Annotated in this window: 14 protein-coding genes; 4 read left to right on the plus strand and 10 right to left on the minus strand. The window is 48.9% G+C overall.

Annotated features, from left to right (window positions below; translation table 11 throughout):
- The first annotated feature begins 271 nt into the window (after positions 1-271).
- From ACFQZE_RS08820 to ACFQZE_RS08830, 3 genes are read left to right on the plus strand one after another with little or no spacing between them, the layout of a single operon-like run.
- A complete protein-coding gene (locus ACFQZE_RS08820; RefSeq protein ID WP_379355884.1) occupies positions 272-1603 on the plus strand; it encodes a spore germination protein in 1332 nt (443 codons plus the stop codon).
- A complete protein-coding gene (locus ACFQZE_RS08825; protein WP_379355886.1) occupies positions 1596-2669 on the plus strand; it encodes a GerAB/ArcD/ProY family transporter in 1074 nt (357 codons plus the stop codon). The genes ACFQZE_RS08820 and ACFQZE_RS08825 overlap by 8 nt, the downstream gene beginning before the upstream one ends.
- A 3-nt stretch (positions 2670-2672) precedes the next feature.
- Entirely contained in the window at positions 2673-3752 is a 1080-nt protein-coding gene (locus tag ACFQZE_RS08830; RefSeq protein WP_379355888.1) for a Ger(x)C family spore germination protein, read from the plus strand.
- 89 nt (positions 3753-3841) lie between these two features.
- Here ACFQZE_RS08830 and ACFQZE_RS08835 read toward each other — a convergent pair whose 3' ends face one another.
- From ACFQZE_RS08835 to ACFQZE_RS08880, 10 genes are all read right to left on the minus strand, one after another.
- A complete protein-coding gene (locus ACFQZE_RS08835; RefSeq protein ID WP_379355890.1) occupies positions 3842-4897 on the minus strand; it encodes an acyltransferase in 1056 nt (351 codons plus the stop codon).
- Between the two features lie 169 nt (positions 4898-5066).
- Complete coding sequence (locus ACFQZE_RS08840; RefSeq protein WP_379355892.1) at positions 5067-6092, minus strand: DUF11 domain-containing protein; 1026 nt, start codon at positions 6090-6092, stop codon at positions 5067-5069.
- Positions 6093-6318: 226 nt separating this feature from the next.
- Positions 6319-8199: an alpha-helical endospore appendage domain-containing protein gene (locus ACFQZE_RS08845; RefSeq protein WP_379355894.1), complete on the minus strand. Its 1881-nt coding sequence runs from the start codon at positions 8197-8199 to the stop codon at positions 6319-6321.
- A 216-nt stretch (positions 8200-8415) separates the two neighbouring features.
- Positions 8416-10440, minus strand: a complete 2025-nt coding sequence (locus ACFQZE_RS08850; RefSeq protein WP_379355896.1) for a serine hydrolase domain-containing protein — start codon at positions 10438-10440, stop codon at positions 8416-8418.
- A gap of 404 nt (positions 10441-10844) precedes the next feature.
- Positions 10845-11948 (minus strand): ABC transporter permease, encoded by a 1104-nt coding sequence (locus ACFQZE_RS08855; protein ID WP_379355898.1) that lies wholly within the window; start codon positions 11946-11948, stop codon positions 10845-10847.
- Positions 11949-13235, minus strand: coding sequence for an ABC transporter permease (locus tag ACFQZE_RS08860; RefSeq protein ID WP_379355900.1), 1287 nt, complete (start codon positions 13233-13235; stop codon positions 11949-11951).
- Between the two features lie 15 nt (positions 13236-13250).
- Positions 13251-14183, minus strand: a complete 933-nt coding sequence (locus tag ACFQZE_RS08865) for an ABC transporter ATP-binding protein (RefSeq protein WP_379355902.1) — start codon at positions 14181-14183, stop codon at positions 13251-13253.
- A 125-nt stretch (positions 14184-14308) separates the two neighbouring features.
- On the minus strand, positions 14309-14944 hold the full coding sequence (locus ACFQZE_RS08870) for a response regulator (RefSeq protein ID WP_379355904.1): 636 nt from the start codon (positions 14942-14944) through the stop codon (positions 14309-14311).
- The gene (locus ACFQZE_RS08875) at positions 14941-16098 is read right to left on the minus strand and encodes a sensor histidine kinase (protein ID WP_379355906.1); all 1158 of its coding nucleotides are present in this window, start codon (positions 16096-16098) and stop codon (positions 14941-14943) included. The genes ACFQZE_RS08870 and ACFQZE_RS08875 overlap by 4 nt, the downstream gene beginning before the upstream one ends.
- A 162-nt stretch (positions 16099-16260) precedes the next feature.
- Positions 16261-16497 (minus strand): hypothetical protein, encoded by a 237-nt coding sequence (locus ACFQZE_RS08880; RefSeq protein ID WP_379355908.1) that lies wholly within the window; start codon positions 16495-16497, stop codon positions 16261-16263.
- 164 nt (positions 16498-16661) lie between these two features.
- Here ACFQZE_RS08880 and ACFQZE_RS08885 point away from each other — a divergent pair, with 164 nt between their 5' ends.
- Complete coding sequence (locus ACFQZE_RS08885; RefSeq protein ID WP_379355910.1) at positions 16662-16904, plus strand: hypothetical protein; 243 nt, start codon at positions 16662-16664, stop codon at positions 16902-16904.
- Positions 16905-16907: the final 3 nt, after the last annotated feature.

Here is a 16907-nt window from a genome sequence, read left to right on the forward strand (position 1 = left end):
GTTCACTGGAATAAATGATGGTCGACTGCTGCTGCGTACGGAATGGGGAATGGGGTTCAACCGGGGATAAACGCTTCGCTTGCAGGAAGCTATCTCTATTGTGCGGCGGAAATGAAAGGAAAAGAAAGGAGATAATCCTCCAGTGGAAGGGGAAATATCTCTATAAACCGGACAAAATAACACTTTGCCGCTTCTTATTCTTTAAATAACATAAAAAAAGGAAATGAAGAGAAGAATAAAAAAATAGCGACCTACATGTGAGGTGACCCAAATGCAAACAGTAGAACTCATCCAAGCCAAACTTCAGGGAGACAGCGATTTTCTCCGTGTGCAAACGCACCTGTCCCGCTTCCCTGTTCTTTTCCTCGGTTATTCGTCGCTTATTGATTTTCCCTCTACGCTCGACAGCTTGCAGCTGCAAGCGCAAAATGCCCTTAGTGCCAACCAATCCAGCCACGATTTTATGAACGGCATAGGACAAGTTGTCGACGAACCGGAAGCAAGTGCCTTTCTTGCCGATATTACAAGAGGGTATCTCATTGTTTATTTCATAGAATCCCGAACCTTTGTCCGCCTATCGCCGGTCGCCAAAGTGTTGACAAGAGCGATTGAAGCTCCAACAACGGAAAACGTGCTGCGAGGGAGCATCAGCTCCTTTGTGGAAGAGATCGAGACCAATATCGGCATGCTCAAAAAACACGCCGCATCCGACCAGCTTCGCGTCAACTCTTATCTCGTCGGGAGCGTCGGCCGGAAGCAAATATCGCTGCTTTATATGGAAGGGATCGCCAAGCCCGAGCTCATACGCTCTATCACAGAGAAATTGGAGTCGGGACTGGGCCGGGAAGTGCAAAACTTGCAGCAGCTCTCCCTTCTGCTTGGCTTTACCCGCTGGACACTTGTTTCTAAATTCAACTCTTCCGAGCTGCCTCAGGATGCTCTGTACGGGCTAAATCAAGGCAAAGTGGTCATCTTTCTCGACCGGATGCCGTTTGCGCTTATTATTCCTAGCATGCTTGCGGATCTGTTTACTGTCGAGAATGACCGCAACTTCCCTTATATCTTTATGTATTTAGTCAGGCTGCTGCGCGCCGTCGGCGTATTGATCAATGTGATCGTGCCAGGCTTGTATGTCGCGCTTATTTCCGTCAATCCCGACGTGCTTCGAATCGAGCTGGCCTTGTCCATTGCCAAAAGCCGAAGTGATGTGCCGTATCCCGCCATCGTCGAAACGCTGCTGCTGCTTGCTATTCTGGAGCTGATTTTGGAAGCCAGCATCCGGCTGCCCAAAAGCATCGGTCCCACCTTAACGATGGTCGGCGGCATCATTTTGGGGCAGGCCGTCGTCAGTGCGAAACTAGTCAGCAATCTGCTCATTATCATTTTGGCCGCCACAACGATTTCAAGCTCTACCGTCGTCGGATTTCAAAACTCGATTTCCATCCGCATCTTTAAATATTTGCTGCTGTTTTTGTCGGCTGTGTATGGAGTGCTTGGCTTGCTTTCCGGCGTCGTTGTGATTTGCGCCTACTTAGCGAGCATTACTTCCTTCGGAATTCCGTATGCGCAGCTATTAAGGCCGAAAGGTGATTCTCGTGGATAAATCTGTTCAAACAGTCGTGATGTATCTGATTACGCATATGGGCTTGATCTTTTTTCTATACCCCGCCGACATTATCGACAGCGTCTATCAGGGCCAATGGTATCCCATTCTTCTTGGCTTTGCGTTTCATTTAACCGTCGTTATCGTCTTCATGAAAGGAATGAGCCTGTTCGGGGAGCTCGATCTTGTGGACTCCCTGCGCACCGCAGGCAATTGGGCAGCCATCCTTCTCCTGCTGCCGGTCGCCATCTACCTGTTGTTGGCATGCGTCATCACGGTAAGAGCGTATTCGGACATCGTTACAATTGTTTTTTTGTCCAACACTCCGCTTTGGGCGATTATGGCGCTTGTGTTAACGATATCCTCCTTCATGGCAACGCTCGGTATTGAAGCCATGTTCCGGACGGCCATTTTGCTGTTTATTATTTTTATCCCGCTCGCTCTTTTTGTCATAATAGCCTCCTTTCAAAATGCCGACTGGATGTACATGCTCCCTCATCTGGACAGAGATACGCTTTCCACCGCTTTTGTACTGAAGCGGCCATTTTTGAAAAGCTTGTTCGCTTTCGGAGGAGCTTATTTGTTTTTAGGGTTTGTTCAGCCTTATTTTACGTTTAAACGGCGCTATGTTGTTTTTTCCAGCTTGGTTCTGCTCCCCTTTTTTCTTATATCCGTGTATGTACCCATTTTGACCTTCGGACAGGATACCGTGCAGCTGTTTCACTTTCCGTATATTATGACGATCGACACCATCAGTATAGACTGGCTTATGTTTGACCGCATTTCGCTATTTTTTCTGCTCAGCATGATCACATTCGCCATCCTGTTTGTCGCAATGGTCATGTGGAAGGCGGTTCGAATTATTCGCTTCACTTCCACCGTCAGCCCTAAAATTGTCATTCCGATTGCGGGAGCATCGATTTTCGCCGTCTGTCTGCAAGTTCCGGACTGGAGCCACGTCGACGCCTTGCTTTGGTGGAATACGATTTTTCGTTTATACGTGCTCATTTTGATACCAGCCGCCACCCTGTTTTTGGGCATCCGCTACAAAAGGAAAGGAGCTTAAGTTATGTTCCGTGTTTACAGGCGCTTGCTTCTCGCCGCCGCAACGGCATCGCTGATGCTCCTTTTGAGCGCTTGCTGGGACAATAAAGATATCAATCACCGCTCCTTGCCAATCGTCATGGGCCTCGCCAAATACGATGATCATTACAAAATGTACCTGCAAATCCCCGAAGTGACCAGCAACAGAACGAGGCTTCGCATCGTAGAGGAAACGGGGGAGACCATCAGCCAAATCGTCGATAAAATCAGCATGAATATGGACAATCGCGTAGACCTCATGCATCTAAAAGTGCTTTTGGTGGACAAAGCCTATGCAAAAGGAGGCATGAACGACAGCATCAACAGTTTTATCCGAGCGCAAGATATTTCGCCAAAAACGATGATGGCCATCTGCGATGAACCGTTAGAGCAATTTTTCGCCAATTTAAATAAATATGATACGAAAGACGGGACGGTGCTGATCGATTTTTTCGAAAAAAATGCCGGTTGGAATCCGCAGGTGGCGCAAACTCGTTTGTGGGAAATGTTCCGCAGCATTTATTCGTTCACCCACGATACGATCGTGCCGATTATTCAATCCGGCGGCAGTACGCTGATCGAAAGCAAAGGATCGGCCATCATTAAAAATGGCAGAATGGTAGATCGGATTACGCCGGGCGAAACGCTGTTGATCAATGCTTTTAACGGACTTAGTACACAAGGGAAAATCGAGGTTATGGATCATGCCGACATTCAAATCGTCAGCAATAAAATTTCTCATAAGAGCAAAGTGACGAATAACAAAGCGATGTTAACCTCTCGAATTCGATTTAAAGTGACGATACTGGAAACGAAAGGCGATCCCTCTATTGAGCAGGTACAACGCGAATTGGAAACTCAGCTGTCGCAAAGGATGAGCGGCATTGTTGCCAAAATCAAAAAACGAAAAGCGGATGTGCTGTCGATGGGACAACTGTTTCGCGGTAAGCTATCCCGCGAACAACTGGAACATTGGCGGCAAAACTATTTGCCTGAAATCGACCTGACACTGAAGGTCGACGTTATTGTGGAAAATGAAGGGAACTTGACGATGCGCAGAGAATAGCGCGGCAAAGCTCAAATATAGCTGCCCGCCTGAAAATAAAGAGGACGCTGCGATCGCAGCGTCCTCTTTGTATGGATGACTGAAGCTGTTTATCTGCCCCATAGCAGCCAAGAAAATTTGATCTTTTTCGTGAAATGGACGATCAGCCATGATAATGCCAGTACAAGCAGGAACGTCCCCAAGTAGTATACGTGGAAATATGGACTGCCTAGCTCGGGCTTCATAAATTTCCCCCATGTGGAGAGAATTGCGGGATGGATCAGGTAGATGCCAAAAGACGCGGCTCCTAGTCCAAGCAACCCTTTAGTCACAAAAGCGGATGGCGAACGGTCGCACACGATTTTGCCAATCCAGATCAAACTGATGCCCATTAATACAGCGTACGAATTGTATAAAATGTTATAAGCGAGCGACCCGATATAGCCGCCGCTTTGTGCAGACAGAATAGCCAAAATGTACGTAAAGCCAACCGTAATCGCAAGGCCAAACGTCCACCACACTTGAATATACTTCTCGGAAAATGATTGGTACGCCATGCCAATAGCCGCCCCGACGCAAAAGACGATAAAATAATTCGGGATCAGCGCTGCGGCATGCTCAATTCTGTCTACATAACGATTGATGTAGTAAAAAATTCCCTTAACAACCAAGCCCAAAATGACCATATGATACGGCTTGAACTTCAGCTTTTTGACAATGGTCATTAAAATCGGGAACATAATGTAAAGCTGAATAACGATAACCATAAAGTAAGTATGGTAGCCCGCTTCTCCCCAAGGCAGCAGCGCTAAATACTCCTTCAGATCGAAGTAGATCGTTTTTGTATTCAAAAATGGTCTATACATGTAATAGATGGCCGACCAGACCAAATAAGGGATCACGATGTACTGAATCCGTTTTTTATAAAAAGTCAGTGCCTGTTTATAGCTCCAGTCGTCATGGTAACGGTAAAACAGCACTAGCCCGTTTATTAAAATAAATACGGGGACAGCAAACATGCTGAGCTGATTCGCCATCAAATAAAACGGAGCCGACACTTCTCCCCACTTCAACGCTCCTCGCGGATCGGCCGTCACATGAATAAGCACAACCGCTAGTATCGCGATAGCTTTGACAACATTTAATTCTACGATGTTCTTTTTCATTTTTTCCACGTTCTCTCCGTTCGGCACTCAAAATCGATTGGCCCTTTACAAATTGTTAAAATGACCATTAATAAATATAACCTGTAATGGGCGTTTGTACTATCCCTTTTTATATTTTTTGAGTGCCCCTAACCGCAAAGTACCTTTTGGCAGCTACCAAAGCTTAACGTTATTCGACAATTTGTAATTTCACCAAATTGCTTGCTTGATTGCCTGTCAAATATTTGCCGCTTGTCACGAGAATATTGTAATCTAACGTCCCGCTTGATTCGAATACGGAATTCGTCGCACTGTTGATTAAAAGCTTAAAGCTGGCCGTAATAACATCTCCCGCAGGCATTGGCCGCAAATAAACCGTTATGCAATTAAATGGATCACTTTGAATGGGTACAGGAGCATCATTGAGAGTTAAGCTGTCTTTAATGAATACTGTGCCTGCAGGAAAACAGGATCGATACTGTACGTTCCCCGTTCCAACATCACTGGTATTTCTTATCTCAGTAGTAAATGCAATCTCCTCGCCTATGCCGATGGATGTTTTGTCCGCACTGTGAAGCAGGTCCATTCGGGGCTCGGCAATATCGATTTGATGGACAAGGAGCACTGGGTCAGTGCTTGTTTTTCTTACACTTTCATAATTGGCATGATCAATGCGATTTTCGGTAACGCTGCATACAAACTCGACAGAGGATAGCTCGCCCCTTTCGTTTATGAAGCGCAATTGAGCCAGCCACGGCAAATCTGATACCGTACCCGGCAGTTGCTCGATCCAATAGTCCCAATCCATCGGCCTTCCATCCCCATGAGGATAATAAATGGATAGGTGGCGAATAGGCAGAAACGGGCTGCCGTATACAACAAGCAAATACCATGGGCGAATGATGGTATCTTGCGTACTTCCATAGTCAACTTTATAGTCCGTTTCGTTGTGCATCTTCACAAATTCAGAAACATCTATGAAATGAACATAGCTGCTCCTCTCTTTATTTTCAAAGGCTGCGGTAGATGGATAAACTCTATTTGCTATAAGGGTATGTACTTTCACAGAGTCTTGCCTATGCTTGGAGAAGTAAACTAAATAGCTGTACGCAATATAGTTGGAATTTTCTTCGATACGGAGTTCCGAACTGTACCCCTCCATATTGGAAAGCCACTTCACGTTTATTCGATCCGTTTTGTTTACGAGGTACATCATCCTCACTCCTTCATCTCTTTTTAGACAAAACTTAGGAAGTTAAAATTTCAAATCCACTCAACTTTTACTATATGAGTCTTGAGCTTGGTTCTTGCTTTAAAGGTGCTCCTCGTTTTTGCGGAGCTATACGGCAACCTTATGCCGCTCCAAAACATAAGACGACCGCTCCCCAATTTTATGTGAGGAAGCGGCCGCCGCTTAATACTCTTATTTCATTACTTCTTCATTATTGAAGTTTGATCACCGTAACAGACGGTGCTGCAATCGTTGTTGCCGTACCAAAGAAGTTTTGCAGTGTTAAAATATTTGAGCCTGCACCTGTATTAAACACGGCACTGCCGCCAACTGCAGGTTGGATTGCCGTATTGGTTCCGGTATTTGCAACGGATTGCAGCGACGAGTTGATTATCGTTCCGTTCAGGTACAGGGCGAAAGCTCGCAATTGACCAGCCGCAAGTGTATTTGCATTTGAGTTCCAAATGGCATAATACGTTTGGTTCGGTGCCAGAACGATGTCTGTGGATCCAGCCGTGTGTGAAATGGCCGTTCCGTTAATCGTGTCGTTGTTGCTGAAAGGCACACTGGCGCTGCCTGCCACAGCTACGTTTGTAGGATTATACACGGATGCGTTGTTCGCAGTAACCGTCGGACCTGTAGCTCCCGTTGCTCCTGTGGATCCCGTTGCTCCTGTAGGTCCGGTAGCTCCTACGCCGGTTGCACCCGTTGCCCCTGTCGCTCCGGTTGATCCTGTCGCTCCAGTGGATCCCGTTGCGCCAGTGGCACCAGTTGCTCCTGTCGCTCCGGTTGATCCCGTTGCGCCTGGGTCCCCCGTTGCGCCGGTTGCCCCGGTTGCGCCCGTCGAGCCTGTTGCTCCTGTAGCCCCTGGATCGCCAGTTTCACCCGTTGGTCCTGTCGCTCCGGTTGATCCCGTTGCACCTGTCGCTCCCGTTGCGCCCGGGTCTCCCGTGTCGCCTGTCGCTCCAGTCGATCCTGTGGCACCTGTCGCTCCGGTTGATCCCGTGGCTCCTGTCGCTCCAGCTGGACCTGCCGGCCCTGCAGGACCTGTTGGGCCTGTTGGGCCCGTTGCACCCGAAGCTCCCGTTGCTCCTGTCAAACCTGTGGCACCTGTCGCTCCCGTCGAACCAGTCGCGCCTGTTACACCTACACCGGTTGCGCCTGTCGCTCCTGTTGGGCCCGTTGCTCCAGCAGCTCCCGTCGCGCCTGTTGCACCTGTTGGTCCTGTCGCTCCTACCCCAGTTGCACCCGTTGCTCCTGTTGCGCCTGTGGCACCCGTTGCTCCGGCAGTTCCCGTCGCGCCTGTTGGACCTGTCGGACCGGTCGCCCCTGCACCAGTTGCTCCCGTCGCGCCTGTTGCGCCTGTGGCACCCGTTGCTCCGGCAGTTCCCGTCGCACCTGTCGGACCTGTTGGACCTGTCGCTCCTACTCCTGTTGCTCCCGTCGCCCCCGTTGCGCCTGTGGCTCCCGTTGCTCCAGCAGTTCCCGTCGCGCCTGTTGGACCTGTCGGGCCTGTCGCTCCTACCCCGGTTGCACCCGTTGCACCTGTTGCGCCTGTAGCTCCTGTCAAACCAGTTGCGCCCGTTGCTCCTGTTGCTCCCGTTACACCTGTAGCCCCCGTCGAACCCGTTGGCCCCGTCACTCCCGGATCGCCAGTCGCACCTGTCGCGCCTGTTGCTCCTGTTGCTCCCGTCGTACCCGTTGCACCTGTAGCCCCAGTCGCCCCGGTTGCGCCTGTCGGACCAGTCGGTCCTCCCGAAGGTCCGATTGGGCCTGTTGGACCTGTAGGTCCCGAAAACGAAGGAGCGTTCAAAATGCTTTCCAGTTTCGATTGAAGAAGCATTTCTTTTTTAATCGTTTCTTGTAGAGTGTTCTTAACGCTCTGGTCAATGGCAAGCAAATCGCTTATTGTTGCTGGAACTGTAAGTCCCGGCAATGTCCCAACCGCGTACTGAATTTTCTCAGCTTCCGCGTTGATGATATGCCCTAAGCCCAATTCTTCAATCGCAATCGAAGATAATAACAAATTAAGAGCATCGTCTCTTGTTACTGAGATAGTTGGAGTAATGTTGGGTATGTTTGCCTGTGACATGGCAGTCTATCACTCTCCTAAGCAAAATTTATACATCATATTGCAAACACGCTTTGTACCGCTTGGGTGTTTAAGTGTTTTTTTAGGTTCTCTTGTCCCATCAACAAAAAACTGCCCTTCCCGTTCAGGGAAGGACAGTCTCGTTTTTTTATTAGCAAATTAAGAAAGAATATCCGCGTGAATGAGACCCTGTTCCAATCTCTCTACATCTCACTGTTAAAAGATACTGGCCGTAAACATCTTCACAAATTTAGCCAGCAAAACGGCGTTTTCCTTATGTTTAATCGCATCTTTGGAGCGATAATCGACACCCTCGGCTCCCTCGTCCCCGGCTTCCACATCCGGCCCATAGAAGCCAAGGCCGACGATCGCTTGAACCGCTTCCTCCGCCCATGGCGACGTTTCTCCAATCAGCTTCGCTGGCACGGAAGGAAAGCCTATGAACTGCAGTACACGATACAGCATGACGGCCGCTTCTTCCCGAGTCGCGATGCGATCAGGCTTAAACTGCCCCCCGCTAACTCCGTTTGTTCCGCCCATCTGTTCCAAAGCTCTGATCTCCGCCTCGTACTTATGTCCTTTCGTGTCGGAGAACAGCGATGGTCCTTTAGCTGTAGTAACGCCCATCATTCGAACAAACTGAGCGGCAAGTTCGGCACGAGTCAACTCTTTGTCCGGTTCAAAATGGGCGGCGTCCGGACTCAACAATGCTCCGATCGTACGGAACGTATATATACTCTCCGCATATGGATCATTTTTCGGAACATCCTTAAAATCAGGCTTCTCTTCTATTTTTTCCGACCAAGCGTCCGAAAGCATGTAGTAAAAATAATCCACTTCTCCCTTGTCGTTTTTCTTAAACGACGCGAGCTTCCCGTCTTCATCTTGGAAAAGCAAGTCGCCAACCGGCGTCAGCTTGCGTCTTTGGTTCGGCAAAACGACGGTTAAATGGCCGTTCTCCGCCACGACGGTAAAATAAATAAACGGGAACCGTAAATAACGATAGCTGCCTTCAAATGGTTCCAACTGCTCGGAGCTTAGCTTGATTGGAGTACGTTCCTTCTCATTGCTTGGATAATACCGGTCCATAAAGGCAGCGAACAATTCATCGCGCACGTCGCTGGCATCGCTGTTGGTGACGACAAAACCGCCTACTTTATGTTCCGGAATGAGCCACATCCAGGAATGATAGCCTTCCAAATCGCCGCCTTTGCCGACGACAAACTCGCCGTTATAGCTTTCGCTCTTAAACATTTCCAGCCCAAACGTCATGTTCGGCATCACGGGATGAATGGCAAGCTGCGTAGACAGCATCTCCTTCACGCTTTCCTCTTTCAATATGCGCTGGTTGCCCAATTTGCCGCCATTTAGAAGCGCCCGCAATAATTTGCTCATATCGCTGCCGCTGGCAAACATCCCTCCGCTAGGGTCGATTGACGGATGAGAGGGATACGCCGGCAAAGGGTTGTCATTGGTTATATAGCCTGTCGCTGCCTGCTTCTTGACTGTATCCGTCATTACAAAATCGCTGTCTTCCATTTGCAGCGGCGTCAAAATCTTTTCATCTACGATTTGCTCAAACGGCTTCCCCGTTACCTCTTGAACGATATAGCCTTGGAAACTGGATGCCAAGTTATCGTAGCGGTAAGCCGAGCCTGGTTTTCTGACGATTGTCGGCGTGTTGTCCTTCAAGTACTGCTCCAGAGAGTAATTTACCGGGTACTCCGTCAGCGCTACAAGCTCATCGGTTTTGTCAAAGCCGCTGGAATGCGTCAACAAATGGCGCATCGTCAGCTTCTCATCCGTCCGGTTCGGAATGGTCAAGTCATCCATGTATTGCTCAACGTCCTGGTCCAAATCAATTTTTCCTTCCTCCACCTGCTGCATAACGGAAATGGCCGTAAATACTTTAGAAATGGACGCTATTCGAAACAAAGTATCATCCGGGCTAACCGGCTTTTTGCTCGCTACATCGGCGTAGCCGTATCCCTTATTAAGCAGTACGTCGTCCCCGCTGACTACGACAAAAGAAGCTCCAGCCAAATTTTCTTTAATATCGGGTCGATTAAAAAATTGATCGGCGAACGCCTCTACCTCCTTGGCATCCTTCGGCCCTCTCGAACCGTCAGCCGCCTCCACTCCTGCTCCATATGGCGTAACTAATGTAAAAGCAAGCGCGGCAGCCATACAGCCCGCCAGCCACGCCCTCCTCTTTCTTTTTCGTTTAGCAAGCGACAGCATCGTTTCTCCTCATCCTCTCATTTAGAATTGGAAAGCAATCTCATTTTATAAAATTACATTTTTTAGAAGAACGGGCAAAGGTCCGATATTGGGCCTAGACTTTAGTCGATGAAAGACAAAGCTTTGGGACCTAGTGAATTTGATTTCAAAACCCGAAGAAGGAAGCGCATGGCAGACCACTTATCCACAAACGTATGCTGGGGAGCATTGCTCCATTGAGAGAATCATGGATTAAAAAACAACCGGACATGCCCATTTTTGATTTCGTTTCAATAAAAAGACCCCGTTTTTTCGGCTGGCTCGCAACCGATTTACGGGGTCTGTTCATACGCATATGACAAGCAAAATTATTTTACTAGTTATCCAACTTAACTATCTCAGCTTCCAAGTTACAATGCTTGAACCTACCTTCTTCGTTCAACCAAATTAATGCCGATGCCCATGCACAGGACGCAAATAATGAGCAGCTTCGCAAGCGGCAGAGACAGCTCGGCCCAGTCCACGCCGTATAACGTAATTTGTTTTAAGGCGTCCACCGCATGAGTAATAGGAAGCAGCTCACCCGCCAGCAAAATGAATTTATTCGTCACCATACCCGGCGGGAAATAAATGCCTCCAAGCAGCGGCATAAGCGGGAACAGGCCGGGAATAAGCGCTTTAAACTGCTCAGGCGTTTTTACCAAGCCCGCAAACAGCATGCTCATGGCGACAGTTGTGGCGCAATAGAGAGCAACTACCGCAAACAACAGATCGAATCGATCTCCCAGATCGTAACCTAGCAGGAAATGCAGCACGAGCAAAGCGCATACGATTTGCACAAATCCGATAAAAAGACTGTATATAAGATGGCCCATATACATCCGGGTTTTGGAAACGGGGGAAAGAATGACGCGGTTCCATACGCCGGACACCCTCTCCTCAAGCACTGCACTCACTTTAAAGCCTATCGTAAACATGACCGTAAACAGCGTAAATCCATATAGCAGCTGAAAAGTCATCTCTTGGTCGGTCAGCTTTTTGCGGTCGGGGTTAAGTTTGCTTAGAGCCAGCGACGGCTGCTCCATCCCTTCATATACACGCTCTTTAAACTGCTCACCGTCGCTTGCTCCTTCAGCAATGCCGGCAATAACGCCTTCTTCCGCAAGCATCGTGCTCAATTGCTTATCCACCGTCGTCGCCTCAAGGCCTGGGGTTGAGGCTACAATCCGATAATCGCCACCCTTCATAAACCGAACGGCAAGCGGCTTCCTCCCTTCGCGAACGTCGGTTAAGGCGCGCTCTTTCTCCATCAGCTTAAATGAGATGCCCTCTACTCTTTGGAGCCGCTGCAGCCAGCGCTCTTTTTCCTCCGCGCTAATGCCTCCATCCATAAAAGCGGCTATTTTCACCGTTCCGCCCATGTTTGATGTAAACAATGGGGTAGCGACGACGCCTAAAATTAAAAACAGCAAAACTAAAAACGGCGACCGTTTATCCCGCTGCCACTGAGCTGTAAATATAGATAACATTTATGCCCGCCCCCTCTTCGGAAAGCTGATCGCGGCCAGAGCAAGCAAGCAGACGCCCATTCCAATAAGAACCGTCAAAGATTGCATCAGCTCGGATGATTGCTCGTATTGCAGCCATTGGAGAAGAGTGCTTAAAGACAGTCCGTTAGGAGTCCACTCCCCCATTGCCCTCATCCATTCCGGAAGCATATAAATAGGGACGAAGCCCCCTCCAACCGTCCCCATGCCAATCAGGAGCAAATACATCAGGCCCGTAAAAACATCGCCTGAAACGCGGAACATGATCGACGTAAACAAAGCGGCAAGCGAAGCGACCAGTAAGGCGTACACCGTAATTGCCGCAACTAGGCCTAACCAAAATTCGGCGGAACGATCCGGGAACATTCCGAAAATAAGATGGCAGATCAGAAGAACGCTCGTTAGTTGAATAAGTGCAATGGTAAATGCAGCAACCGCTTTGCTTGACAAATAGCCCAGAGGATTGGCTCCGCTTAAGCGAATCCGTTCAATTACCCGGTTTCTCCGTTCAATCGAGGAATGCATAGCCACCGTACCGGAAATAAACAAGGCGCTCAAAATACAAAGCGAAATACCGTAATATTGGAAGCTTTTGAGCGGTGTAGCGCTTTCTGGCCGCTCAAGGCGATCCGTTGCCGGCTGCTCCTCCAATGGGTTGGCGGTCCCTATTGGGGGCGGCAATCCCTCTTCCTCCCAAGCATGGTGAATCGCTTGCTGAATGTTCATCGAACGAATGAAAGAATCAAGCAGGCTGGAAATCATATCGACTTGAAGCGTGCTTTTCTCCGCTATAAGCTCCAGTTGCGCGTCGTTCTTCTCTTTTAGAAACATCGAGCTGTATAGGCTGTACGAAAAATGCTCCGGAATCGTCACAATCGCCGTCACCTCGCCGTCCTTAAGCTCCTTTAACGCTTGCCCGGCATCCATCTCGCGGAGGTCGATCCACGACTTCACTTTCCCATCCGTTAAAAGCTGCTTCAGCTCACTTGCGGTATTGAGCCGTTCAGCCGAACCCAGCAAGGCGGTTTGCTCCGCTTCAGTCAATCCTGCAGAGAGCAGCCGTTCACGGAACCGTTCGAGCGACTGAGCTTCGTCATCCTCGTTCACAAGCGCTACTGTCATACGGTCTATGGAGGGTGTACCCTCGATCCATCCCGGCAAAGCGTAGCCGAGTACAACAGTAAGCAAAATCGGGATCATAATGACAGACATAACTTCTTTGCGGTCGCGCCAGTACATTAACAAATCTTTTCGGAAAAAAGGCAGCATTGGCTTATTCCCCCCTCAATCCCGAAGCTTTCGACCCGTCAGATGAAGAAACACATCTTCTAGACTAGGCGTATGCACGTTGATATTGCTCATTTTGACGCTCCGGCGCTCTGCGGCAAGCACCGCTTCTCCGAGAATGCCTATGTGCTTGGAGACGATCAGCCTAACACCTTCATCCGTTTCCGTGACAGATTTAATGGATGGCATGGCCCGCAAGTCCTGAACCAATTCAGCGCTTGGTTCTGAAAGCTCCATCAGCACCGTTTGTTCGTCCGATAATATGCGAAGCAGTTCCGCCTTTGTACCCGAAGCAATAATGCGGCCATGATCCATAATGTAAACCCGGTCGCAAAGCTGCTCAACTTCCTCCATGTAGTGGCTTGTATAGAGCACGCTGGTACCCTTTTGCCGGTTCAAGCTTTTGACCATTTCCAAAATATGATTTCTGGACTGCGGATCGATGCCGACGGTCGGCTCGTCCATAATGACGATTTTCGGATCGTGCAGGAGAGCTGCCGCTATATTGATTCGCCTTTTCATGCCGCCGGAATAAGCCAATACGGGGTCCTTTTTCCGCTCCGTCAGCCCGACCAAATCGAGAAGCTCTTTAATTTTACGCTCCAGCTGCTCTCCTCTCAGCTTATAAAGCCTTCCGAAAAATTTCAGATTTTCATAGGCGGACAAATGGTCGTACAGCGCAATCTCTTGAGGCACCACTCCAAGCATCGAACGAATGGCGTTTGGCGCATTCACCACACTTTTATCATGCAGCCGCACATCTCCGCCGGTCGGCTTCATCAACGAAGAAATCATCGCAATCGTCGTCGATTTGCCCGCCCCATTCGGCCCAAGGAGCCCAACGGCTTCCCCTTCGCCCATATATAAATTTAAATCGTCTACAACGGCCTTCCCTTTAAACACTTTTCGGAGTGCTACCGTTTCCAACATTCGCTACCGCCTCCTCTTACGTTGTAGCTCCATCGTATATACAAAAAGACAGTGTCCCCACTGTCTTCCGTCACTTTTTCTTTTTTCGGGCATGACTTCCGTCATATTTTCGCCCCTTCATGCCTCTATTCAATCACCTGATGTCTTATCGCATAAATGGCAAGCTGCGTTCGGTCGCGCAGGTCCAGCTTTTCCAAAATGACGCTAATATGATTTTTGACAGTCCCCACTGACAGAGACAATGCTTGCGAAATTTCACTGTTGCTGTATCCCTCTCCGATCAGCCTCATAATGTCCAGCTCTCTGGCTGTAATGGAAGGATCGATATCGGGATGCGTATTTTTTTGCAGCAGCTTCGGGATTAACTTGGCGGCCACTTGCTCCTGAAGGGACAATCCGCCCGCCATACAGCTTCTGATGGCGCGATGCAGCGCCTCCGGCTCGGCGTCTTTCAACATGTAGCCATTGGCGCCACATTTCATCGCCTCCATCGCATACTGGTCGTCATTAAAAGTAGTGAGCATGAGCACCTTCATCGCAGGCCAGCGGCTTCGAATGATACGCGCGGCATCAAGACCGCTCATTACCGGCATTCGAATATCGAGAACGGCAATATCAAATACGCCGCTTTCGCAGCGTGCAACCGCATCCCTTCCGTTTGCCGCCTCGCCAGCCACCTTCATTTCCGGGTCGGTTTCGATCATCATTTTTAACCCTTGCAAAACTAACGCTTGGTCTTCCGCCAGCAAAATACGGATCATTGTCCATTCATTCCTTTCGGATAAAGCGGGATTTTGCCGCGTACAACGAAGGTTTGCCCTTCTTGTGAAACTTCGAGCTCTCCCCCGGCTTCTCTCATACGCTCGCGCATCGCTTTGAGCCCAAAGCCTTCTCGATACGGTTTGGACTGCGACAAGGGATTGGACACCTCAAAACAAAAGGCGCCGCCGCCCGGAAACTCAAACAAAACATCCGCTTCTTTCATCCCGCTATGCCGCATCATATTCGTCAACGCTTCCTGCACCGCCCGGTAAACCGCCACCGATTGCTCCGATGAAAGCGGCGCCGACATCGCTCCGTGCTTCACCGTGAAGTTAACCCGGAGCAAGCTCTCCGCCTCCAGCTTTTTGATGAGCGCCATCACCCCGGATAGTCCTCCCGTCATGCCGCCGAGCTTCAGCTCCTTCACCGCGCTGCGCGTATCCTCCAAGCTTTCTTTCGCAAGCTGCTTTAAATGGGCCAGTTGCTCCGCCGTTTGCGGCTCCGTCGCTTGCATCCGAACCACCTCAATCTGCATGAGCAGCGCCGTCAGCTTATGCCCGACCGAATCGTGCAAGTCGCGCGCAACCTGGGTTCGCTCAGCCTGCCGCGCCTCTAGCTCCGCTGATGCGAGCTGGCGTTTCAGCCGCCGATATTCGCTCAGCAGCGCCTCGCTGCGGGCTGACTCGCTTTCCTCCCTTTGCATGAAGCTTCGAAAAGCCGTTAAGGCGATTGTGATCAACAAGCCAGCCAAAACGAGGTACATAATTGAATACGATTCGGGAATAAAAATGATATTCATGCATGCTCCAGCCCATAAGAAGACACCGACCGCCACAGCCCCCCTGATGGGCAATCGGTAAACTGCTTCTCCGCCAATGAGCGCATATAATAGCAGCGCATACAAATTAGGTTCGCCTTGATCCGGCGTCCATAAAGCGACTGTGGCCACCAACGTTACGATTATGAGAATCCCCGTCTGAACATACGGCTTGGAATGAAAGACCGGGACGAGAAAATAAAACAAAAATAGAACAGCGGTCATAAAGATGTACCATACGGCGTTGTCGTTATTCCATTTAAACGACTCCGTGACGGCACATGTCCAGCTCACTGAAAACATCAAAAACCATAGCCAAAAAGATCGAAGCAACATCCGCAGCCCCTCCCTGCTTATGTCCAGATTATAGGATATATTTTCGGTTTGAACTAGGGTAGATTTCATGACATTGGCAGATGGAGAAGGTTCAGCAAGGTTTAAAAGAAACAAAAAGGAGCCGCTCAACTACGCTGCTCCTAACTCCTAAAATCTAAGTATCTATTTTTTATAATTGTCTTTAAATCTTTTGACTGCAATTATCAAATTAAGTATTCCAGAAATAAATAAGCTACCTAAAATCACTACCTGAAAGGTAGACAAACCGCTTAAGCCTCTGTTTGGCCTATCCACTCCAACAGTAGGACGGTCCATATCCCAAAGGCCATAGAGCAACACAGCGATAGGAAACAAAATGGCGAAAATGCTTGCCATAATATAAAGAGAATAACGGTTCAATGCGCTCCACTCCTTATACACGTCGTCGATGGCAATCGAATGTTGACCATTCAAAATAGGATGTAGTACATTCATTCTATCATTTGATTTTATTGGAAAATATGATACTCGGCAACCAGATTCCGCACATGCTTCATTTACATCCTAAACAGAGGTGGTTTGAAATGAGCAAAAAGCGTATACCAGAAACAGGATCCATTGAAAAACATTCCACTCTTGAATCGGTCGCTGAAAATCGGTATGTGGACCCCAATATCGAGTCTATCCAGCGCATAGAAGGGGGAGGCCCCATTCAAAAAGTGAATATGAGCCTTTTGCCAAAGCCGCTTCAATATTTCGGCTACGCTATTTTCGGAATTATGGTTTTGAGCGTTGTTGCACTTTTGGTTAGCAGCGAATTAAATTAGGTA

The sequence above is a fragment of the Paenibacillus sp. GCM10027627 genome (assembly GCF_042675505.1).
Taxonomy (GTDB): domain Bacteria; phylum Bacillota; class Bacilli; order Paenibacillales; family Paenibacillaceae; genus Pristimantibacillus.